The organism is Parabacteroides sp. AD58, from assembly GCF_023744375.2.
Lineage (GTDB): Bacteria > Bacteroidota > Bacteroidia > Bacteroidales > Tannerellaceae > Parabacteroides > Parabacteroides absconsus.
Genome location: NZ_CP146284.1, coordinates 2,994,461 through 3,017,053, shown reverse-complemented (window position 1 = coordinate 3,017,053; position 22,593 = coordinate 2,994,461). Strand labels below are relative to the sequence as shown.

Below are 22,593 nucleotides of genomic sequence, written 5' to 3'. Positions count from 1 at the left end.
ATTTCATCAATTACATTTTTCTTTTCCTAACCATTTATCAATCCGATCACGAATTGATTTTAATATTAGCCTAAAGTTTCCATAACGTAGGTTCAAATAAAGTTCTTCAAATGAACGTCCTATTTTAATCCAAGGATGTCTCCAAGCCATAATACGATACACTGCTTCTTTGTAGGCAACATTCTCAATCACATAACGAGGATGCTTCAATGGGAAATTGACCTCATAACGATCCATCGTAAATATACGCCGATATCCCTTCGGCATGGTTTGGATAGAGCCTTTGAAATGGGTTGAATCAGCTATTGCCCCCAAATTATTTATCATATTTTTTGTAGGAACGATACTCAACCCCGACTGAAAGAAATTAGCTGCTTGAAAAATCGTTTCATAATAAGCTTTCCCATGTTCACGATGCCGTTGACACATATAAATAAAATCGTCTCTATAATTTCTTGCGGCAATAAGATTTTTCAGCAATCCCATATTCTCCGGATCATCCAGAAAAGAATATTGCTCATCCCACTGATCGATCACACGCCTCCAGCTTGCCCATCCCCAGATGGAAAATGTTGTTGAAAAGAAATAATCAGATGTAACATGTGGAGTAACTTCCTCTGGATTAAATCCGGCAATCATGCAGATACGAGTGTCATGCTCATACCTATCCAACAATTCCTTACAAAAAGGGAAGAATGACAAGGAAGGTACATCATCATCCTCTAATACGATACATTTATCAACAAATGAAAAAGCCCATTTTTGAGAAAGATATTCTGAAGGATCACAACCCTGATTTTTTTCTTGAAACCATTGATGTACTTCGCATTCCCAATCAACAGCTGATACAATTTCCCGACAAGCTAAAATTCCGGGCATATCTTTTTCATTCCGTGGTCCGTCCTGATATAAAAACAACTTAGAAGGACATGCCTTCTTCACCTGCTCAAAAACCTGAGATAAAGGCTCCGGCCGGTTGAAGAACAAAATCAGTACAGCGACATCAACTAATGCAGGTTTCATGATTCTATCAATTCAGTATGAAAATAGATCGCATGAACAATACGTTTATTTTCAGGCGGTATTTCCATGTAGTTCTTATATAAATCAGTCAAATAAGCATCCGGATTACAGGGAGCTTTAAAACGCTTGCCTTCAAATTCTATCTCACCTATAGGGAATATGGAATCTTGACGGTGCATAATGCCGTAACCATTATTATTCAATACATTTGAGATATAAGTACGCTTACTTACAAATAAATTGATAAACTTCCACAAGGCTCCGATAATAATACATTTCAGGCCAAACCAGAAAAATTCGAAAAAGGAACGAAACGAATAATAATGCTTGGTATGCAAAATAGAGTTACTGACAGAATAGCCTCGTGCCAATTTTTTCACCCAACTTTTAGGAATACTCGGATAATCGACAAATGGGAATATATCCACAAAAACTCCTTTCTGGTAATCTAAATGAAAATCATCGCCTTCCTCAACAAAGAACGAGTTCAGGTCACGGACTTTAACGATCGGTTTATTATTCGAGGGATCACTGTCTTTCGTCTGTAAAAATAATCCTTCACGTAATTCCTGCGGAGCAATTCTGATAAAACGTCGCATATCTTCCAAGCGCATGGCTATGTCAATATCATCATCCCATGGAATAAATCCTTTGTGTCTGACAGCACCTAATAGACTACCACCATCCAACCAATAATCAATTTTATGTTTTTTGCAGATCCGATCTATTTCTTCAAGTATAGATAACTGTTTAAGCTGACAAGCTCTCAGATTCTGTTTTACGTAGTCTGTTAAAAACGGATTATTCATAACATTTCTCTTTTTACATCTATGACTTGCCCAGTATAATCTGATGCCAGCGTACTTAGAGTTGCCTCAGCAACTTGCTTAGCTGAAAGTAACGTATCATCAGGCTCAATACCAAAATTATGTATCCTCATGGGAGTTTTTGTTCTTTCTGGATTAATACAGTTAACAGAAATACCAAACCCTTCCCACTCCTGAGATATAGCCTGGACAAAATTAACGATAGCTGCTTTCGTTGAAGAATATATGCTATAAAAAGCACGCCCTCGGGTATAAGAACTCGAAGTGAAAAATACCAGTTTTCCTCTTGTCTCCTTCAAATAAGGGAAAGACTCAATGGCTACATGTACTGTTCCCATATAATTCGTCTGAACAGCCGACACAATAGTCGAATAATCAGTAGCAACTAAAGGCTCTTTATTTAAAATACCAGCTGTATTAATTACAAAATCTATTCGTCCTTCTTTTTGAAAAACCTGCTGTAAGGCAGACGAAACATTTTCACGATTTCCTACATCCGTACTAGTCTGTGATCGGGAAAAACTGTAAACTTTTACTTGCTTCTCTTCCAATAAATGAAGTATTTCTGCTCCAATGCCATAACTTCCACCAAAAATAACAGCTACTTTATGGGCAAAGAAATGATCATCTATTTTATTAGGGTTGACTTCGCTCTGTCTTAACTGAAAAAACTTATCTAATAAATAAGTATCTTCCTTATAAGTGAGCTTCATATTACTTTCTTCACCGGTAACCACATAAATAGGAATATGCGGTAAATATTTTTTGACGACACCACAATCATCTGTCACTTTAAAAGCTGGATCTTTCAATGCGATCTGATAAGCTTGTTTGATTATTTCAATATCAAAAGCCTGAGGAGTCTGCCCTCTACGTAATCGAGAACGATCTGGTATTTGATGGATAAAATCTCCTTCTACCTCTATAATTGTATCCGCAGAAGGCAATGCCACATCAATAGCATGATAGGTTGCTAAAGCCTCTACCACATCATTAATGATGCGCTGACTAACCAGAGGACGTACAGCATCATGAAATATTAAATTAACTTGCTGATCAGCATATGCCTGGATTGCAGAAAGACTTGAATGATAACGCTCTGCCCCTCCTTTCAGGATTTTCTTCACCTTACGCCATCCGTTTTTTATGACTATATTTTCAAATTCTGAAATATAAAACGGATTCGATACAATCGCTATTTCGTCGATATGGGGATTACATTCAAATACATCTATTGTATGTTCCACCACCATTTTCCCTGCGACTTTGAAAAATTGTTTGGGGGTAGATAGTCCTAATCGACTTCCTACGCCTCCGGCTAATATAATTGCTATGTTTCTTTTCATAGATTATTTCTACATAATCATTTAATACTTTTTCTAAACGAAAGAGAACTATTATTATCTATTTATTCTCCAAGAATATAAAATAAACTTAGACAAATTAACTTATTCCCTACACAAAAATACGAAAAGGTTTAGGAAGTTCTTTAAATTTGCATTCTAAAACACAATTGTATGCATAAATTTATGTTTATACCCGTTGGCGGATTGGCCAATCGCATGAGAGCTGTTTCATCTGCAGTTACGTTAGCACAAAAGACAAATACGATTATTGATATTGTCTGGTTTCAAGATTGGGCATTGCATGCACCCTTCAAGACCTTGTTCTGCCCAATAAATATACAAAACGCTCATTTACGCGAAGCTACTCTTACTGATCATATTTTGTACGATCGGCCAAGAAAACGAAATATGAACATACCTTTGTTTTTTCAAAAGATATTATTCAAAACTTGTCTTTATGAAAAATCTATTACTCCTTTATGCAAGCAGCAGTTTGACTTTGAGCATTGGATACAACAAGGGAATGTCTATATGGCCTCATACACCAATTTTTTAGACTATTCCTATGGTCTGCTTCGCCAATTGTTCATACCTCTACCTCCGATTCAAGCTCGTATAGATCATTTGAGCCAACAATTTTCTCCCTATACTCTCGGTGTACACATCCGAAGAACAGATAACACTGCTTCGATAGAACAGAGTCCAATAGAATTATTCTTTGCTGCCATTGATAAAGAAATCGATTTATATGCAGATACTTCCATTTATTTGGCTACAGACGATGAATCTGTAAAGCTTGAGTTGCAAAAGCGTTATGGAAAGCGCCTGATATTTACTAAAGACAAAGCGGATCGTAGTTCTATTACCGGCATCCAAGGTGGTATTGTAGATATGTATGCATTGGCTCGAACACAGAAAATTTTAGGATCATTCCACAGTTCGTTCTCAGAATTAGCAGCACAAGTCGGGAATATTCCTTTAGAAATCATAAAAAAGAAATAGAATAATTATATTCATCTCTTCCTAAATATATACCCTATACTTTCCTTAAAAGTAACAGAGCCGCTAAGCCACATGATAAGTATAAAAGTGACAGCTGCAATGACTATTTTTAAGACTAACGACCCATATAGATTCGTAGTGATAATAGTAGTCACATAGTAAGTGAAGCACATGACCCCACCCGCTATTCCCAAATAGGGTAGAACATCTTTCAGGGCTGAAGATAAGGGCAAGCCAATCTCTTTCTGCACAAAATAATGCCAGACAAACAGCCAGCAGATGTTAATGCCTACATAAACCGAAACCATGAAAAATATTCCGTGGGAACGCAAAAGGTAGATGACTATCAGCTGCAGAATTCCCAAAGTAACCGTATTTCGAAGGTATATGTCTGATTTTCCACGACTGATCAACAGGTTGGAATACAGATTGGCTATCGGGAAGAAAGCTCCCCAGATGGCTAACAGCTGTAATATCCGGGCACTGCCTATCCATTTGTCGGTAATAGCGATTGTAATTAATTCGGGAGCTACTAACGACAGTCCCAACATGCAAGGGAAAGAGATGAAGGCGGTAAACCGAAGCATCTTGCGAAAGGCTCGTACCTGCCGTTCGGAATCATCGGTCATTTGTGCGAAAATAGGTTGTGCCACACTTCCTACCATTCCGGATATCAACGAGAAACCCATGTAATTCCATTTATTGGCCTGGTTGTATTGTCCGACTTCTTTTTCGGAATAATAGCGTCCTAAAATGATGGAGAAGATGTTATTATTAACATGATTGAAAATGTTCGTAAATAACAGCTTACTGCTGAATCCCAACATTTCACGTACCGGAGCAAAGTTCCATCTCCAGGTTGGGCGCCACTGACATTTATACCAAAGATACAGGTTCAAGACCGTGATATAAACAATGCTCTGTGTAGCTATACCCCAATATGAAAATCCGTTATAAGCCAACAGAACACCAGTCGTACCGGAAAAGATCAAGGCTAAAACGGTTGCCAGGGCCTTTTGTTTGACCATCAGGTTGCGAAACACATAGGCTCCGGGAATAACGCCTAAACTGGCTATAAAGAACCCCAAAAAGGAATAACGCGCCAATGGAATCAATTCGGGCTGATTATAGAAATCAGCGATCAGAGGGGCACAGAAGAATAATATCCAATACAAGCAGAAACTGACCGTTATTGAAAACCAGAATACGGCATTGTAATCGTCGTGAGTGATTTCCTTCTTGTTGGCCAAAGCAGAGATAAAACCACTTTCCTGTAGAGATCCGGCTATCAGAGAAAAGATGGTCAGCATCCCGACCATACCATAATCAGCCGGAGTCAATAATCGGGCCAGGAATATGCCGAAAAAGAGATTCAGCAATTGCTGGGTTCCGTTATTAATGAATCCCCAAAACAGACCTTTTGCCGTTTTCTGCTTTAATGTTTCTTCTGCCATGGAGATTCTTAACGTCCGATACAATGGTAGTCAAAGCCGTATTCAGCCATCTCTACCGGATCATAAATGTTTCGTCCGTCAATAACCAACGGATTTGCCATCAGTTTCTTGACTACCTGCCAAGACGGCATACGAAATTCTTTCCATTCAGTAATCAGCAGGAGCACGTCGGCATCCATCACTGCATCATAAATATCTTTGGCATAACGGATAGCATCACCAATCCGACGGCGTGACTCGTCCATGGCTACCGGGTCATAGGCAGATACTACACAGCCGGCTTCCAATAATTTCTGGATAACGACTAAAGAAGGAGCCTCACGCATGTCATCCGTCTCCGGCTTGAACGCCAGTCCCCAAACAGCCACCCGTTTTCCCTTCAAATCACCTTTGAAGTATTTGTCTACTTTCCGGAAGAGGATGGATTTCTGTTGCTCATTAACTTCCTCAACGGCTTGCAGGATTCGCATCGGATAACCATGATCTGCCGCCGTTTTCACCAAGGCTTTCACATCTTTCGGAAAACAGGAACCTCCGTAACCACAACCGGGATACAGGAAACGGTGACCAATGCGAACATCTGTTCCAATACCTTTGCGTACCATATTCACATCAGCTCCTACAATTTCACACAGATTGGCAATATCATTCATAAAGCTGATACGGGTTGCCAGCATCGCATTGGCTGCATATTTCGTCATTTCGGCCGAAGGAACATCCATGAAGATAACCCGGAAATTATTCAGCAGGAACGGACGGTATAAACGGGTCATCAGCTCCTTTGAGCGTTCTGATTCCACACCTACCACAATACGGTCCGGACTCAAAAAGTCCTTCACAGCAGCTCCTTCTTTCAGAAATTCCGGATTCGAAGCCACATCAAAGGTCAGGTCAGAACCCCGTTTATCCAGTTCTTCCTGAATGGCCTGACGGACCTTCTTGGCCGTCCCTACAGGCACGGTACTCTTTGTAACAAGAGTCAGGTATTTATTCATATAACGGCCTACGGTATGAGCTACTTCCAATACGTATTTCAGATCAGCACTGCCGTCTTCATCCGGGGGCGTTCCTACAGCACTGAACACCACTTCCACCTCATTCAAGCAGGAAGCTAAGTCTGTCACGAAATGCAACCGTCCCGCTTTCTGGTTACGGTTCACCATTTCCTCCAGTCCGGGCTCATAAATGGGAAGAATACCCTGATTCAGATCGGCGATTTTCTTCTCATTTACATCCACACAAAAGACTTCCGTACCCATTTCGGCAAAACAGGTTCCACTGACCAAACCCACATATCCGGTTCCGACAATTGCTATTTTCATATTCTCATAAATTTCTGATTATTTCCCTCTTTGGCAAACACGCTGATACAGAGTTCAGGGTACACCAAGGTTCGTCAGTCCCATTCCGAAACCGACCTAATACCTTGCAAAGATAGGAAATAATCTGATACCAGCTTTTTTATTCGCATATTCCATCTATTTTTGTATTTTTGTGCCAAGATTCCAACAGATTAAACGAAGATTTGCAATATAAAACAATAAAAATATGAAAATAGCACTTGTCGGTTATGGGAAGATGGGAAAGACCATCGAACAGATTGCCTTGAGCAGAGGTCATGAAATTGTATCAATCATCGATATAAACAACCCGGAAGATTTCCAGTCGGATGCATTCAAAAGTGCCGATGTAGCCATCGAGTTTACAACTCCGGCAACCGCCTTCAACAATTACATGAAATGTTTTGAAGCCGGCGTTCCGGTTGTTTCTGGTACAACCGGATGGCTTGACCGTTTAGACGAGGTGAAGCAGATATGTGAAAAGGAAGGAAAAACATTCTTTTATGCCTCTAATTTCAGTGTAGGAGTGAATATTTTCTTTGCCTTGAATAAATATCTGGCTAAAATCATGAATAATTTCCCAAGCTATGATGTCCGGATGACGGAAGTGCACCACATTCACAAGCTGGACGCTCCCAGCGGTACTGCCATTACTTTAGCAGAAGGTGTTATCGAGAATCTGGACCGGAAAGACCGTTGGACGCTGGAGACAGCCGAAAAGCCAACCGATCTGCCTATCCATGCTATCCGCGAAGGAGAAGTTCCGGGAATTCATGAAATCATTTATGAATCAGAGGCCGATACAATCAGCATCAAGCATGATGCCAAGAGCCGTGCCGGTTTTGCTTTAGGAGCCGTTATTGCCGCTGAGTTTACAGCCGGAAAGAAAGGCTTTTTAGGCATGAACGACCTATTCCATTTCTGAGATTTCGAAGCATAAAATATCAGTAAAATGAAGAAGATCGAGAAAAAACAATATATCAAATTCGCGATTGCAGCCGTTTTGTACGGGCTGTTCATCTTATGGATGCAAAACGGCTGGTTGGCATTAGGCTATATCCTGCTGATTGATATCTATCTGACGAAATATATCCCGTGGGGATTCTGGAAGAAGACGAAGAATCCGACTTTGAAGAGTATCTTCGACTGGGTGGATGATATTATCTTTGCCCTGGTAGCTGTCTATTTCATCAATCTGTTTGTCTTTCAGAATTATCAGATACCGAGTTCTTCTCTCGAAAAATCCCTGTTGGTAGGCGATTATCTATTCGTCAGCAAAGTCAGCTACGGACCTCGTGTTCCGAACACGCCGCTGTCTTTCCCGCTGGTGCAGAACACACTGCCAATACTTAACTGCAAATCGTATCTCGACTGGCCTTCGTGGGGTTATAAGCGTGTTGCCGGCTTAGGCAAGATCCAGCGGAACGATATCGTCGTATTCAACTTCCCGGCAGGTGATACCATTGCACTGTTACAGCAAAATCCGGATTATTATACGTTAGTACAGATGTATGGTCGTGAAGCCGTACACATGAACAAACAGACATTCGGAGACATTATTTACCGACCGGTCGACAAGCGTGAGAATTATGTAAAACGCTGTGTCGGATTGCCGGGTGACAGCTTGAGTGTACGTAACAATCAGGTATATATCAACGGGAAAGCGGCTCAGAACCCGAAGAACATGCAGTTGAATTATTTCGTAGAGACAGAAACTCCGCTTACGGAAACGATGTTCCGCAACTGGGGCGTCAGTCGGGATGATTACATGCCTTACGGACAACCTTGTACGGTATCCGATCCGGAAACCCTTTCCTTCCTCGGATTCCAGCCGAATACAAATGGTACTTACAACCTGGTTTACCGTTTCCCTATGACGGAAGCTATGGTAGCTCAGGTAAAGAAGCTGCCGTCTGTCAAGAAGGTAATCGTTGAACCGGAAGTATTCGGCGGCACGATGTACTACCCGGTTGATTATGATAATGGGTGGACACGTGATAATTACGGACCGATTTGGATTCCAAAACGGGGTGCTACCATCGAACTGACACCGGAAAACCTGGCTCTATACCGTCGCTGTATCAAGAATTATGAAAACAACGAATTGGAAGAAAAAGACGGGGTTGTATACATCAACGGTGAAAAGGCTAGTACTTATACTTTTAAATATGACTATTACTGGATGATGGGTGATAACCGCCATAACAGTGCCGACAGCCGTTCGTGGGGATTCGTTCCTGAAGATCATATCGTTGGAAAACCAATCATGATCTGGTTATCACTCGACAAAGACCGCAGTCTGTTCGACGGAGGTATCCGCTGGAACCGTTTGTTCCGCTGGGTTGACAGCATGAAATAAGGCAGGATCATACAAAACTGTATGCGACAAAAAGGAGAAAACAAGAAATATAACTGGAAGTGGCTGGCAGGCATTTTACTGCTGGCCGCTCTTGTTATGGGAATCCGCCTGTTCCTGGTTGAATCGCTTCATCTGTCGACCGACTCCATGGAGACATCCCTGCATCAGGGTGATTTCGTGCTCCTCGACAAAACTCCGTTCGGTAAACATCCAAAGCGGAATGCCATCCAGGTATTTACCAGTCCGCTGCGGAAAGATTCGATTCATCCACCTGTTTTCGTCAGTCGCTGCATTGCCTTGCCTGGAGATACCATACGGGTAACAAGTACGGGGTATCAGATAAATGGAAAAGAATATCCTCATTCTCCCCAGGCACAAGCCTCCTATTTTATGGCTAACCAGGGGAAAGATATCTTTATCCGCCTGTTGAAGAAGCTGCCCGAACGCTCTCGGGAATGGAAAGTGGTAGAAGGAGGCATTACCTGCGTGCTTACTTCATTCGAAGCCTACCAGATAAAAGAAGAACTGCCCAAAGCGCTTCAGCCTTGTTTCCGCATGTATGCCTCACCGGAGTATCAGTTTATTGTTCCTCAAAAAGACAGGGCCTATGCGTTAGACAGTCTCTCGCTTTTAGCCTGCCGGGAAGCCATTCAAAATGAAACGAACGGGAATGCCGTTTTCAAAGACGGGAAATTATTCATAGAGGGTAAGCAGATGAATTTCTTCTTTTTCCGACAGAACTATTACTGGTTTTTATCGGATTACAGGGATGTAGCCATCGACTCCCGCCATTTAGGCATTATTCCGGAGGATCATATCATCGGACGGATCTTCTTCTGCTGGTACAGTCCGGATAAAAACAACCGGTTTACCCTGATAAAGTAATGAGTATATCCGAATACATCATAAAAACAGATAGAAATGAATACAGCTTATGTTTCGACGGCTTATTTAGGCCCCATCCAATTATATACCAAGTTATTTGCTTACGACCATATCTGGTTGGAAACCCAGGAGAATTATCTGAAACAGACGTACCGCAACCGCTGTGTCATCGCTGCGGCTAATGGTCCGCAGGCACTTACGGTCCCGATTGTCAAACCCGAGACCTTAAAATGTCTGACAAAAGACATTCGCATCTCCGATCACGGAAATTGGCGTCATCTGCATTGGAACGCTTTAGTATCTGCATACCGGATGAGTCCCTTTTTCGAATATTATGAAGAAGATTTCGCCCCTTTCTATGAAAAGAAATATGAGTTCCTGCTCGACTTCAATGAAGCCCTGCGCGAGGTAATCTGCCGATTGATCGACATGCAGCCGGATATCCATTACACAACCGAATATCAGCCCGAGGTAAACGCTGATTTCCGGGAAATCATCCGTCCCAAACACGAAGGGGTTGATCCGTCCTTCCAACCGATTCCTTATTATCAGGTATTCCAAGAAAAACTAGGCTTCTTGCCTAACCTGAGCATCGTAGATTTACTTTTCAACATGGGTCCGGAAAGTCTTCTTATCTTACAAAAATCTATTCGCTGATTATATTCAGGTAGGTATAAAAAATTAAAGGCTGTCTCACGACAACCCCTAATCAACTTTGTTAACCTTAAATCTAATACTATTATGAAAAAACCACAGTGCAAAAGTACGTTTTGTCAAGTGGTTTGTCAAGTATTTTCGTGATAAAAAATTTTAAAAGGGAATATTTTTCTTCTTCACAACAAAAGCCATATCTCCTTCTACCCTGAAACACAGATTATAAATGCCGTATTTCCTCGTCAGACAGGCCCGTACATAATTTAATTTGCTCAAAAGAAATACCATTCTGTTTCATCAGGCGGGCGGTTGTCAATATACCTTTCTTTAAGCCTCTCTCCTCTCCAATTGCTATTCCTTCTTCTTTCCCTTCTCTTCTTGCCGTCGTAACAACATTTTCATTATCCCGGTATATTTTCAAGGCAGCCTCGTATTCTGCCCGTTCCTTCTTGTTCATATTGGCGATACGAGCCAATTCCTCCAAGCGGGCAAACAAGGCTTTCTGACCTTTGAATGATAAATGTTCCAACTGTTCCATATGCTTTAAATTATATAACCAGTAATCCAACGGAGTCTTACATTCTGATTCCGCTTTGTTGAATAATGGAAATTCGATGAAGATTTCCCGGAAATTCCGGCTCTTCTGTTTGCCGGTTTCACGGTCGGCTATCACCAGATCAGTACGGACTTTATCTGTTTTGCCTGACCGGAAATTCAGCAGGAAGATTCCATAAACCGGTACGAGTTCAAACTCCCAAGATTCACCTTTCTTACCTTGTGAGGCGATCATACGACAAAGATAATACAATGCCCGTTCATAAAAATAAGTTTGCCTGGCATTTTGCAGTTCAACGATAAAAGTTGTCCCGTCCTGATCCTTACATAATAAGTCAAAAACGGTACCCCGACCGTCTGTTGTCTCACTCGGATCTTCCTTATCCATATAAGAAAGGTCTTCTACATGGTGCTCACCTTCCAATAAATCATTGATTAACTCGATTAACAACTCCTTGCTCGATTCCTGTCCGAACAGAATCTTAAACCCACGATCCACAAACGGATTGATAAATACGCTTTTTCTCATAGAAAAGGTCTTTTTAATGTGTTTTGTCCCAATAGCGGGATAGGCAAATTTAGAAATAAATAAAAAATAAGCAAGGAAAAATAAGAATTCATTTCCACAAAGCACCCTATCACCAAAAAGCCGGCGTCTTTTCATCAAAAGCCGGCGTAAATTGATAAATTCCCGGCGTGTTTTGATCAAAACATAGGCATGAATTTTGGAAAAGATACCGACCTTTTTCTACAAAGCAAACGAGAACCGTCAACAATCCTCGTTAGATTGATTTCCGATTCTCGTTTATATATCTACAGGCTCTTCCTCGGAGTCTGTACCACTCTTTAAATAAGTTCTAGCTTAGAGCTGTATCATTATTCCATCTGGAACTTCTTGCTCACTTTAATCAAATTGCATGCGAAGTTTACCACGTTGATGGTCTCATGCAACATATTCAGATAAACCATGCTGACCTTGGTACTGCCGGACTGTCCCTGAATACGTTTCAGTTCTTCCTTCTTCAACTGCGTCAGACCAACAACCAGCTGATTGGATTCATCGACCAACGAAGGCATGATTTCATAGTTGTTTTTCTCGATCATCTCCGCACAACGGTTCAAGTAACTGATTACGCGGTCGTCCATACCGGTAAAATCTTTCTTCTGAATCTCATCCAGCGGATTGAAGTTATTGTCGATATGCTGCTTGCAAGGCTCTACCAGACGACGGATACTATAGACAATCTCACTGGCAAAGTCGTTACTCTGATAGTAATACAAACCTTTATCGATAGCGATATCACGATCCAGCTGAGTGACCCCGAGCGTACCAACACGTTTTACTTGCTTCAGATGTTCTTTCTTTTCTTCAATAGAAGCCATCACGTGGCGCAGCTCTTTCAGGTTCTCATGTGTAAAGCCTTCAACAGCGGCACTCAAAGCCTGAGCAGCGAATTGCAGATCATTCTTCAACTCTTCACGGCTATGCTGACGGAACAGGTTCAGCGCTTCAATTGGATTGCTGGCTGTACGCAATTTGGCTACCGTTGTATTAACTTCATCCTGCATGGCCTCTTTATGCTTTTTCTTCTTGTAAATAATCTGGCTTCTAATCAACGAATAGACAGCCAATGCAATCATTACCAAGATAGCCGGAGCACCGCCCAAATAAATAATCATGGTAACGATGAAACAGATGGAGAAGGCGGCTCCAGCGGTGATGAACCAACCACCAATTACTGACAATACGCCGGTAATACGGAATACGGCACTTTCACGGCCCCACGCACGGTCGGCCAAAGAAGAACCCATTGCCACCATGAAGGCTACATAAGTAGTTGACAATGGCAATTTCAACGAAGTACCTACGGCTATCAGCAAACCAGAGAGAACCACATTAACGGAAGCTCTGACGAGGTCGAAACTGGCTTTGTCTTCCAAAATGATTTCCTGATTATTAAAACGACGGTCAATCCAGTTCTTGACCGGAACAGGAACCACATTCATAATGGTGGCAGAAGCATTACTGCAGACACGTACCAGCACACGGGCTACCGGTGATGTACCGAAATTCTCATCACCATCCGACTGACGGGCCAAATCGACCGAGGTCTTTACAACATTATGTGCTTTCTTAGAAGTCAACAGGGCAATCACCATTATTACACCCGAACCCACAAGGAAATACCATGGAGTCTTGGCCGAACCCTGCAAAGAAGTCATCAGGAAGGTATCTGGCGTAGTTGTTCCGTTTTGTGCCAAGAAATCCGTATAAGCTGAATAACCGGCCAAAGGCACACCGATGAAGTTAACCAAGTCGTTGCCCGCAAAAGCTAAAGCCAAAGCGAAAGTACCCATCAATACAATTACTTTAAATACATTGACTTTCAGCCAGTGCAATACCTGCATCAGAACAGTAAATCCGATGAAGCAATACAATACCAGTTTTCCTGTATGTGAGAAAATATAATCAGCTACCGGACCTGCCAGGAACGGACTTGACTTCAACCCTTTGAAAAGCATGAAATAAACGATAGCCGTAGCTGCAAGTCCACCAAACAGACCAATGAAATACTTGGCCGTCTTCCGGTAATTAAAGGTAAAAATCAGACGGGAAATGTATTGGACGATCGCACCGAATATAAAAGCAATGGCTACAGAGGTAAAGATACCTAAGATAACGGTCAATGCTTTATCCGTATTCATCAAATCACCAATATGCAGGATGTTTTCCGTATCGTTGGCAATCTTGATGAGAGAGTAGGCTACGGTACCACCTAACAATTCAAAGACCAGAGAAACCGTTGTAGATGTCGGCATTCCCAACGAATTAAAGATATCCAAAATCACCACATCCGTCAACATTACTGCTACCAGAATGCACATGATCTCAGAGAAATAGAAATACTGGGGCTGGTAAATGCCATGCCGCGCAATATCCATCATTCCATTCGATAAAGCCGCTCCCACCAGAATACCTGTGGCTGCAACAATCATGATAACACGAAAAGATGCAGCTTTTGAACCAATCGAAGCGTTTAGGAAGTTTACCGCATCATTACTGACACCGACCGACAAGTCAAATATCGCCAGTACTGCCAGGAAAATAACCAAAAACAGATAGAATGTTTCCATAAAGAATTAAATGTATATTTTTCTGGTTGCAAAGTTCTTAATTACCTGTTTCAATAAGATGTCACAGATATTACAAAACTATTACAAGGAAAAAGCTTATTAGCTTCCCGGCAGTTAAGGCTAAATAAATCAATGTTGAGGGATAGTGTGTAAAGCAGGAGAAAGTATGAATTATATAACAAGAGAGGGCGTACCTGTCCGGCACGCCCTCCATCTGTCAGAAGCTCTTAATCAAGAGCTGTTATTTCAAAGATGTGACTGGTTGTCTGGCGGGCAGAGAACACCCGAACCCCAACCTTCATCAGGTAATCACCCGAATACGTTTGTCCGTTAATAACAGCCTTCGACTCTGTATCCGGCATCAGGTTGATTTCCTCAATCTTATACATCTTCTCAGGATCCAGTCCTTGCAACTGAACCGCATAAGTACTTTCAGCAAACCGCGGATGAATGTCATAAGCATACAGAATGGCTTTCTTCTGATTATCACCCACATGCATAACCGCCATGTGTTCTGTATCATAAGGAGAAACCAGGCGATAGAAGTCTCCGTTGAGGATAATCGGTTTCAAACGATGATACGTAGCAACGGCTTCCTGGCAGAAAGTCAGTTCGTCAGCGTTGAGGTCTTTCAAGCCGATATCGAAGCCCATCTTGCACATCATAGCCACATCAACACGAAACTTCACCGAAGTATTCTTGTTCCAGCTGGTTACATGTGCACAGATTGCCTTGGATGGGAAGAATTGTGAGAATCCCCACTGAATGAACAACCGCTCAACCGGATCGGTATTATCGCTTGCCCAAAACTCGGTAAAATACTTCAAGGCTCCATAGTCACAACGACCGCCGCCGCCCGAGCAGAGCATCATCGGTACAGCCGGATATTTCGCTCTGATCCGATCGAGGACATTATAAAATCCTCGCACATAATCCACATAAAGCTGTTCTTGTTTATCTTTCAAATATGGAGAATAAATATTGGTAATCGGACTGTTGCAATCCCATTTAAAGAAGGCAATTTCCGGATTCTCCATCAGCAGATTATCAACCACTCCAAATACAAAATCTTGAACTTCCGGATTAGCCAGATCGAGAACCAGCTGGTTCCGGTAATAATAGGTCTCCCGATTCGGCAGGCGGATAATCCAATCCGGATGCTTTTGTGCCAGATTACTCTTCGGATTAACCATCTCCGGCTCAATCCAGATACCGAACTTGACTCCGGCCTTTTTTGCTTCCTTCACCAGATACGGAATACCGTCGGGCAATTTGCTCTTCATTACCTGCCAGTCTCCCAAGCCTGCATGATCATCGTTGCGGGGGAATTCATTTCCAAACCAACCGTCATCCAAAAGGAACAGATTTACGCCCAATGACTTGGCTTCAGTCATCAGAGTACTGAGTTTCTCCTGATCAAAATTAAAGTATGTATTCTCCCAGTTGTTCAACAATGTCAACCGGTCGCCTTTTCCATCATATAACTGATAATTTCTGGCCCACTGGTGCAGATTGCGACTGGCTTTTCCTTTTCCCTCCTCACTGCGGGTAAAGATAAATTCTGGAGTCGTAAATGTCTTGCCGGCTTCCAGTTCATAATGCGAAGCATACGGATTAATACCCGAAATCACACGCAGATTCCCGACATTATCCACTTCGAAAGTAAAGCGGAAATTACCGGTCCAGCCAATGGTGCCTAAAACGACTTCTCCCTGATGTTCCTCAGCAGGTTGTCCCAAACCCAGTTCGAAGAAAGGATATACATGCATGGCAGCCCTCGTTCCTAATTTCGTATCCAGGATTTTCTTACCATACTGCAGCTGCTGGGTAGTCATATTCATTTCCTTCGCCCAGTCTCCATTAAACTCTGTCAGGTAATAGGCCGGACGCTCAAAATAAATGATAGATGATGCATAGCGATGAAGACGGATCGGTTTCTTTTCCTGATGAGTAATTTCCGTCCAGGTCTTGATCACATTTTCTTTCTTATAAGCTACATAATGCATCACCACCTGCAGCGGATACTGATCATCTTTCAGTCGGATGATGGTTTCCGTCGCATTGCTGTCGATTGCTTTCTGTTCAGAAGAGACATAGGTAAGGATAGTACTCATGTTTCCATCAGCATGGGTAATACCCAAAGCCGGCTCAAAGAAGTCTTCGGCACCCGAAGTCATATAAATCTCCCAGCCTTTCTTTCCGGCACTTCCATCAGACCCACCTTTGGCAAAGGCAGAAAGATGTTTCAGATCACTTTCATGCAACAAAGCCGGCCCTAAATAAGCCTGATATAACCGCCCGTTTGGAGCTTGTTTATAAATCAAATCCGTTTCGTCGGTAGAAATACGGATGAGTGCACCGTCTGTACTAGTCTGGGCAGACATATGCCAGCTACCCATCAGCATGACGAGCCATAAAAACAAATACTTTTTCATGATATTGTACAGATTAATCATTTATACGTCAAAATTACACAAAAAAACTCATACCTGCCTTCTGTTTTTTGTTCTTCCTCTTATTCTAGCAAGGTAAAACGAAATGAAAGCTAAGTATGAGTCTTTCCGAACCGGTACGACCTGCCTCTTCACCCAAGAACAGGCAGGTTGTACCTCAAAGTTATAGAATTATTCCATTCCCGGGTTCTGAATAATAGCTGTATTTCTATTAATTTCATCTCGCTTAATAGGAGCAAAATACAACTTATCCGTCCACTTTCTGGTTTCACGATAAGTCAGATCGGTAACGAAGTACTGATAATCCCATGTCTCAGCATCCTGAACATACGGTGCAGAAGCCGTCTTTCCAGGTTTTAGACGAGCTACCACAGCAATACCAGTCAACGGTTTCGACATCACCTGAGGAGCAATCATCCAACGTCTGATGTCATAATAACGAGAATCTTCATAAGCCAATTCTGAACGGCGTTCCAAACGCAAGAATTCACGCAGATTATCCTGATTGAAAGCCTGGTTACGAACAGCCAAGGTTGCTTTTGTATCTGGGCGTCCGATACGGGCACGTAATGCATCCAGATACTGAGTGGCTTCATCCAGTCTGTTTAATTCGATACAAGATTCAGCTGCAATCAAGTACATTTCAGCCAGACGAATAAACGGATATGGACAAGTCTGGAACATAGATTCAGATGCTTCAAATGAAGTATCGATCAGCTTCTTTTCCAAATAGCCTGTAAAAGAACCATTCCAGTCTTCAACAGCCGAGCGACGTGTATCAACGCCATTAACACCCATGAAAGAAATAGTCTTGGTCGGGTTACCAGATGCGTCAAAAGCGACCTGGGCTTCTACAGCACTACCTCCACTTGACAATTCATAGAATCCCATCTGCAAGGTTCCTAAAGGAGTTGGATCAAACACCTGCGAATCAGATGGACGAGCTCTACCCCATTCAGCACCGTCATAACCGATTGTAGCATAAAAACGCGGTTCGCGATTCAAATACGGGTTTACCGTTGTCGTTTCACCTGCAGTCCGCATAGCCGGATTCAAAGAACCATCTTCCATTTCGAAAGACATCACCAAATCATTAGACGGAGTCACACCAGCCCAATTATGATACCCGTTAGGACCATGGCAGAGAGCAGCTCTGTTTCTGACATTATTATCTGCATTCTGAGACTTATTAACAAACTGTTTCGTGAAAATCAATTCCGAATTGTTTGTTGTAGCAATTTCATGAAACTTATCAGCTATTTCCTTCACTGTTCCTGCATTACAGTCAACCAAAGAATATAGGCCACTGTTAATAACTTCTTTCGCATAAGTCAAAGCAGATTCATACAAAGCAGTACGGTCGCCGTCATATTGGTTGCAAGCCAGCGTATTGACTGTACGGTCAGCATACAACGGGCTGGCCAAGTGCAGACACATACGTGCCTTCAGGGCGATTGCTGCTCCCTTTGTTGCTCGGCCAAGATCTGCTGAAGAGACAGTTTCTGGCAAAAGCTCTATTGCCTTATCCAGATCCGACAGTATAAATTCCAGACATTCTTTGACACTGCTTCGTGGCAACGACAAGGTAGAAGCTTCTTCAATCGTATAAACTTTGTCGACAATAGGTACACCGCCGAAACCTCTTACCAGCTCAGAATACATATAAGCTCTTAAGAAATACGTTTCGCCTTTTAGCATATTCAGATCATACCCTACTTTTTCGGGAACATTATCAATATTCTGTAAAATCAGGTTGGCACGATAGATTCCCTTATAACTGTTTGTCCATTTGAAAGGACAGTTGTCATCGTCATACCACTGCAGGTCACTACCTGAAATAGCCGATTCATTGATAGCCTTCACACCGTAGTTGTGTGTAAAATAAGCATCATCGGTCAGCGCCGTAGTACTAACTTCATCTGCTCCATGTTTAATATAAGCATAAACATCATTCACAACAGCCTGAACCAGTCCGGCATCAGACCATACGGTTGCTTCATCATATTGATCCTCTGGCGTCAGATCCATAAAATCTGAACAAGAAGTCAGTGCAACAGACATTATGAAGCTTAATGAAAGCGTGCTGTATAATTTTTTTACTAACTTTCTCATAAATATCATGTATTAGAATGTCGCTTGAATACCAAAATTAATAATTCGTCTCAAAGGATATGCTTCCAAGTTGATGTCTCGCTGTTCCGGATCGGCATCTTTAACACCATCAATACAGAACACATTGGTTGCATTTGAATAAATTCTCAGTTTACTCAATCCGATCTTCTGCAATACATCATTGTGGAATGTATATCCCAACTCAATGTTCTTCAAACGCAAATAATTGGCATTGCGCAGGAAATACGTATTTCGGTTGGTAATCCAGTACTGATTTTCTCGTTCATAAGTACGAGGACCTGTAGCATCCGGATTTTCCGGAGTCCAGCGTTTATCATAATAACTCTTCAAGAAGTTACCGATCGTACCAGACCAGGTCTGAATATAAACCTGACCTCCCGTAGCTCCTTGGAACAAGGCCATCAAGTCCCATCCTTTCCAGTTCAAACCTAAAGTTAAACCACCCACAAATCGAGGTTCCTGGTTCTTGTCTGAACGAACACGGTCGTCAGCGTCAATCTTACCATCATTATTGACATCTTTAAAGCGGATATCACCCGGCTGAGCTCCTTCCCAATGTGGATAAGCATCTACTTCTGACTGATCACGGAAAATACCATCGGCTATATAATACAATTCTGTATCAACCGGCATGCCTGTAGAAACCTGATAAGAAGGAACACCTGGTGTTTCATCCCAGAACAGAATTTCATTCTTGGCATAGGTCATATTAAATGAAGCCGAATACTCTACTTCACCAATCTTATCGTTCCAGCCCAACAACATTTCAAAACCACGGTTCTTCATCTTACCGATGTTTTCACGAGGCAGGGTAATACCTGTGATTTCCGGCAAAGAGGCATTTCTCGAAATCAACATATTGGTACGTTTGTGATAGAATATATCACCTTCCAAGCTCAAGCGGTTATTGAGGAATTTGAAATCCAAACCGACATCATAGGTTGTTCCTACTTCCCAAGTAATATCCGGGTTCGGGGTACGTGTCGGATACAAACGCTTGTATTCAACGCCGCCAAACACACTTCCTGCAGTATTGAAACCGTAGGTATTCAGATACTGGATAGAGCGGTCATAATTACCGTCGGCATCCAACAGTGCATCATTACCTGTTTGAGAAACAGAACCTCTCAACTTGAAATAATTGATAAAGCCGACATTCTCTTTCCACCAGTTTTCTTCAGATACACGCCATGCAGCTGATACGCCCGGGAAGAAACCATAACGCTTGTTTTTAGGGAAACGGTAGGAACCATCGACACGCCATACAAATTCGAACAAATAGCGTTCCAGATAGTTGTATGATACACGACCGAAATAATTCAGACGAGATTCATTCCACGAATATCCATTTGCCTGAATGCCTTCCTCACCACCTAAATTCAATTCCGGTTTCGTATCTGAAATAAATCCTTTACGGAAAGCATATGTTTCTTCATAATGTTTCTTCTGAGCTTCCACACCGAATGTTACGCCTATCGTATGCTGACCAAATGTGCGATTGTAATCTGCCATCAAGTTGGTCATCCAGTCGGTCTGTTCAATATGCTTACGTTCCAACTGAGGAGATTCCAGCCAACGCTTGGCACCGCTCAAACCCGAGCTGTCATAATGAACACCGTCCCATGAATACAGATAAACGGGGCGTTCAAATTTATGGCGGTTCTGGAAATGAACGTCATATGAAGCATTACCACGCAAAGAAAGACCTTCTACCCAAGGAATTTTGATATTAACAGAAGCATTATTCTGAACGTAATAATCTTTATAATGGTCCTTACCAGCCAAGTCGGTACAAGTTACGGCCGGGTTATCACCACGTTCCAAGTCCGGACCTGGTTCTCCTGTCGGCCAGAATGCTACCTGAGTCGGCTTACCACGACGGATTCCGGAGAAGATACTGGAAGCCGCTTTTGCCGGATAATTTGTATTTTCAAAACGAGCTGTCGAACCGAACTGGAAATTCACGTACTGACTGGTCTTAATATCCAAATTGGTTCGGATACTGTACTGATCATAGCGGTTCTGTGAATTTTTATACAGACCATCTTCACCGTTAGCAGCTAAGTTGACGTAATATTTAATGATATCCGTACCGCCACTGACACCTACATCAGCTCTGTAGACCGGAGATGCGTTCTTCAATACGGTATCAAACCAATCGGTATCCGGGTGCCCCCACGGATCTTCTCCTGTTTGGAACAATCTCAAATCCTCATCCGACCAAGTACCCGGATTGATTTCATTCACCATCGTTGCGTATTCAAAGGCATTACACATCTCTGGCAAACGGCTTGGCTGAGAGAAACCGGCACTGGCATTAAATGAAACCGTCGGTTTACCTTCTTTTCCTCGCTTGGTAGTAATCAAGATAACACCATTCGCTGCACGCGCACCGTAAATGGCTGCTGAAGCGTCTTTCAATACAGACATTGATTCTATTTCATTCGGATTCAAGCGGTTCATACCACCACCTCTATCAGGAATACCATCAATAACGATCAACGGGTCTTTACTTCCCAATGAGTTGGTACCACGGATACGGATGGTAGTACCTCCACCACCCGGTTCATCAGCTGTCTGGAAACCGATAACACCCGGCATACGTCCTACCATGGCATTTGTCAAGTTGGATGTAGGAGAAGCTTTCAGTTCTTCACCGGTCACACTGGCTACAGAACCGGTAACGGTTACTTTTTTCTGTACACCGTAACCTACGACTACCACTTCTTCCAGTTTTTCAGAATCTTCCGATAAAGTAATGTTGAATTCTGTTTTTGAACCGACCGGCATTTCTATGGATTTGTAACCAATATAAGAAATCTGCAAAATAGCATCTGCCGGAACATCCGGAATTACAAACTTACCGTCCATATCGGTAATAGAACCCAGTGTTGTACCCTTGATGATCACATTCGCCCCGATAATAGGCATACCTGTCTGATCAACGATCACACCCGAAATCATCTTTCCCTGCTGGGTAATTCCGGCCATAGTCCTATCAGAACTAAATCCACCTGCCTGAACACTTACGACCGACAATGCCGGCAGCAACAGGCACAAGGTAGAAATCCTCGCGATTTTACCTGAATTAAATAAAGGTTGACATTTGTTTTTCATATAATACTATTTATTAGAATAAGGAAAATAATATTAAAATCTCTCTTCAACTTTCAAGTTCTTAGCATTAGCAACAGTTAACAATTCTCACAATTTCACCACCAATCTGACATATATTTTGTCTTTAAAATCACACTCTTTCTGGAATCATTCAAGCCTCTCCCAACTTTTCTACTGATCAAACAAATAGAAAATAACACGCTACACCTACTTAACTTACTTCCATATCCTACAAAATGACAAAATATATCAAGATCATCTCTAACTTGCATTCTTGCTATGTCGATTGCAAATATATGGATATTTTTTA

The 22,593-nt window shown here is 42.1% G+C and carries 15 protein-coding genes; 5 read left to right on the top strand and 10 right to left on the bottom strand.

The genetic code is table 11. From position 1 onward, the window contains the following. Positions 1 to 6 precede the first annotated feature (6 nt). Genes NEE14_RS12850 through NEE14_RS12840 form a run of 3 tightly spaced genes read right to left on the bottom strand, consistent with a single transcriptional unit; the run spans position 7 to position 3,196 of the window. Complete coding sequence (locus NEE14_RS12850; protein ID WP_251967324.1) at positions 7 to 1,023, bottom strand: hemolysin activation protein; 1,017 nt, start codon at positions 1,021 to 1,023, stop codon at positions 7 to 9. Beyond that, on the bottom strand, positions 1,020 to 1,832 hold the full coding sequence (locus NEE14_RS12845; RefSeq protein WP_251967325.1) for a LicD family protein: 813 nt from the start codon (positions 1,830 to 1,832) through the stop codon (positions 1,020 to 1,022). The genes NEE14_RS12850 and NEE14_RS12845 overlap by 4 nt, the downstream gene beginning before the upstream one ends. After that, positions 1,829 to 3,196 (bottom strand): bifunctional cytidylyltransferase/SDR family oxidoreductase, encoded by a 1,368-nt coding sequence (locus tag NEE14_RS12840; RefSeq protein ID WP_251967326.1) that lies wholly within the window; start codon positions 3,194 to 3,196, stop codon positions 1,829 to 1,831. Before NEE14_RS12840 ends, NEE14_RS12845 begins: the two co-directional genes overlap by 4 nt. 171 nt (positions 3,197 to 3,367) lie before the next feature. Here NEE14_RS12840 and NEE14_RS12835 point away from each other — a divergent pair, with 171 nt between their 5' ends. Further along, entirely contained in the window at positions 3,368 to 4,198 is an 831-nt protein-coding gene (locus tag NEE14_RS12835; protein WP_251967327.1) for a glycosyl transferase, read from the top strand. Positions 4,199 to 4,209: 11 nt separating this feature from the next. Here NEE14_RS12835 and NEE14_RS12830 read toward each other — a convergent pair whose 3' ends face one another. Together NEE14_RS12830 and NEE14_RS12825 are read right to left on the bottom strand one after the other, a co-directional pair. After that, positions 4,210 to 5,652: a lipopolysaccharide biosynthesis protein gene (locus NEE14_RS12830; protein WP_251967328.1), complete on the bottom strand. Its 1,443-nt coding sequence runs from the start codon at positions 5,650 to 5,652 to the stop codon at positions 4,210 to 4,212. 8 nt (positions 5,653 to 5,660) lie between these two features. Further along, positions 5,661 to 6,974, bottom strand: coding sequence for a UDP-glucose dehydrogenase family protein (locus NEE14_RS12825; protein WP_251967329.1), 1,314 nt, complete (start codon positions 6,972 to 6,974; stop codon positions 5,661 to 5,663). A 226-nt stretch (positions 6,975 to 7,200) separates the two neighbouring features. Here NEE14_RS12825 and dapB point away from each other — a divergent pair, with 226 nt between their 5' ends. Genes dapB through NEE14_RS12805 form a run of 4 tightly spaced genes read left to right on the top strand, consistent with a single transcriptional unit; the run spans position 7,201 to position 10,893 of the window. Beyond that, positions 7,201 to 7,917 carry a 4-hydroxy-tetrahydrodipicolinate reductase gene (gene dapB / locus NEE14_RS12820; RefSeq protein WP_251967330.1) on the top strand — a complete coding sequence of 239 codons (717 nt, stop codon included), beginning with the start codon at positions 7,201 to 7,203 and terminating at the stop codon, positions 7,915 to 7,917. Positions 7,918 to 7,944: 27 nt separating this feature from the next. Further along, the gene (lepB, locus tag NEE14_RS12815) at positions 7,945 to 9,351 is read left to right on the top strand and encodes a signal peptidase I (RefSeq protein WP_251967331.1); all 1,407 of its coding nucleotides are present in this window, start codon (positions 7,945 to 7,947) and stop codon (positions 9,349 to 9,351) included. Positions 9,352 to 9,372: 21 nt separating this feature from the next. Beyond that, a complete protein-coding gene (gene lepB / locus NEE14_RS12810) occupies positions 9,373 to 10,236 on the top strand; it encodes a signal peptidase I (RefSeq protein WP_251967332.1) in 864 nt (287 codons plus the stop codon). A 36-nt stretch (positions 10,237 to 10,272) separates the two neighbouring features. After that, complete coding sequence (locus NEE14_RS12805) at positions 10,273 to 10,893, top strand: WbqC family protein (protein ID WP_251967333.1); 621 nt, start codon at positions 10,273 to 10,275, stop codon at positions 10,891 to 10,893. Between the two features lie 217 nt (positions 10,894 to 11,110). On the opposite strand, the gene NEE14_RS12800 is transcribed toward NEE14_RS12805, so the two are convergent. The 5 genes from NEE14_RS12800 to NEE14_RS12780 form a co-directional block, all read right to left on the bottom strand. Continuing rightward, a complete protein-coding gene (locus NEE14_RS12800) occupies positions 11,111 to 11,974 on the bottom strand; it encodes an Rpn family recombination-promoting nuclease/putative transposase (protein ID WP_251967334.1) in 864 nt (287 codons plus the stop codon). A 347-nt stretch (positions 11,975 to 12,321) separates the two neighbouring features. After that, positions 12,322 to 14,580, bottom strand: coding sequence for an inorganic phosphate transporter (locus tag NEE14_RS12795; RefSeq protein WP_251967335.1), 2,259 nt, complete (start codon positions 14,578 to 14,580; stop codon positions 12,322 to 12,324). Positions 14,581 to 14,807: 227 nt separating this feature from the next. Continuing rightward, positions 14,808 to 17,015 carry an alpha-galactosidase gene (locus NEE14_RS12790; RefSeq protein WP_422394656.1) on the bottom strand — a complete coding sequence of 736 codons (2,208 nt, stop codon included), beginning with the start codon at positions 17,013 to 17,015 and terminating at the stop codon, positions 14,808 to 14,810. A gap of 189 nt (positions 17,016 to 17,204) precedes the next feature. Continuing rightward, on the bottom strand, positions 17,205 to 19,145 hold the full coding sequence (locus NEE14_RS12785; RefSeq protein ID WP_251967336.1) for a RagB/SusD family nutrient uptake outer membrane protein: 1,941 nt from the start codon (positions 19,143 to 19,145) through the stop codon (positions 17,205 to 17,207). Between the two features lie 12 nt (positions 19,146 to 19,157). Then, a complete protein-coding gene (locus NEE14_RS12780; RefSeq protein WP_251967337.1) occupies positions 19,158 to 22,283 on the bottom strand; it encodes a SusC/RagA family TonB-linked outer membrane protein in 3,126 nt (1,041 codons plus the stop codon). Positions 22,284 to 22,593 lie beyond the last annotated feature (310 nt).

What these genes read in the sequence shown, in the direction of transcription:
- NEE14_RS12850 (WP_251967324.1), bottom strand. Translation starts at nt 1,023, where the DNA reads ATGAAACCTGCATTAGTTGATGTCGCTGTACTGATTTTGTTCTTCAAC.
- NEE14_RS12845 (WP_251967325.1), bottom strand. Translation starts at nt 1,832, where the DNA reads ATGAATAATCCGTTTTTAACAGACTACGTAAAACAGAATCTGAGAGCT.
- NEE14_RS12840 (WP_251967326.1), bottom strand. Translation starts at nt 3,196, where the DNA reads ATGAAAAGAAACATAGCAATTATATTAGCCGGAGGCGTAGGAAGTCGA.
- NEE14_RS12835 (WP_251967327.1), top strand. Translation starts at nt 3,368, where the DNA reads ATGCATAAATTTATGTTTATACCCGTTGGCGGATTGGCCAATCGCATG.
- NEE14_RS12830 (WP_251967328.1), bottom strand. Translation starts at nt 5,652, where the DNA reads ATGGCAGAAGAAACATTAAAGCAGAAAACGGCAAAAGGTCTGTTTTGG.
- NEE14_RS12825 (WP_251967329.1), bottom strand. Translation starts at nt 6,974, where the DNA reads ATGAAAATAGCAATTGTCGGAACCGGATATGTGGGTTTGGTCAGTGGA.
- dapB (WP_251967330.1), top strand. Translation starts at nt 7,201, where the DNA reads ATGAAAATAGCACTTGTCGGTTATGGGAAGATGGGAAAGACCATCGAA.
- lepB (WP_251967331.1), top strand. Translation starts at nt 7,945, where the DNA reads ATGAAGAAGATCGAGAAAAAACAATATATCAAATTCGCGATTGCAGCC.
- lepB (WP_251967332.1), top strand. Translation starts at nt 9,373, where the DNA reads ATGCGACAAAAAGGAGAAAACAAGAAATATAACTGGAAGTGGCTGGCA.
- NEE14_RS12805 (WP_251967333.1), top strand. Translation starts at nt 10,273, where the DNA reads ATGAATACAGCTTATGTTTCGACGGCTTATTTAGGCCCCATCCAATTA.
- NEE14_RS12800 (WP_251967334.1), bottom strand. Translation starts at nt 11,974, where the DNA reads ATGAGAAAAAGCGTATTTATCAATCCGTTTGTGGATCGTGGGTTTAAG.
- NEE14_RS12795 (WP_251967335.1), bottom strand. Translation starts at nt 14,580, where the DNA reads ATGGAAACATTCTATCTGTTTTTGGTTATTTTCCTGGCAGTACTGGCG.
- NEE14_RS12790 (WP_422394656.1), bottom strand. Translation starts at nt 17,015, where the DNA reads ATGAAAAAGTATTTGTTTTTATGGCTCGTCATGCTGATGGGTAGCTGG.
- NEE14_RS12785 (WP_251967336.1), bottom strand. Translation starts at nt 19,145, where the DNA reads ATGAGAAAGTTAGTAAAAAAATTATACAGCACGCTTTCATTAAGCTTC.
- NEE14_RS12780 (WP_251967337.1), bottom strand. Translation starts at nt 22,283, where the DNA reads ATGAAAAACAAATGTCAACCTTTATTTAATTCAGGTAAAATCGCGAGG.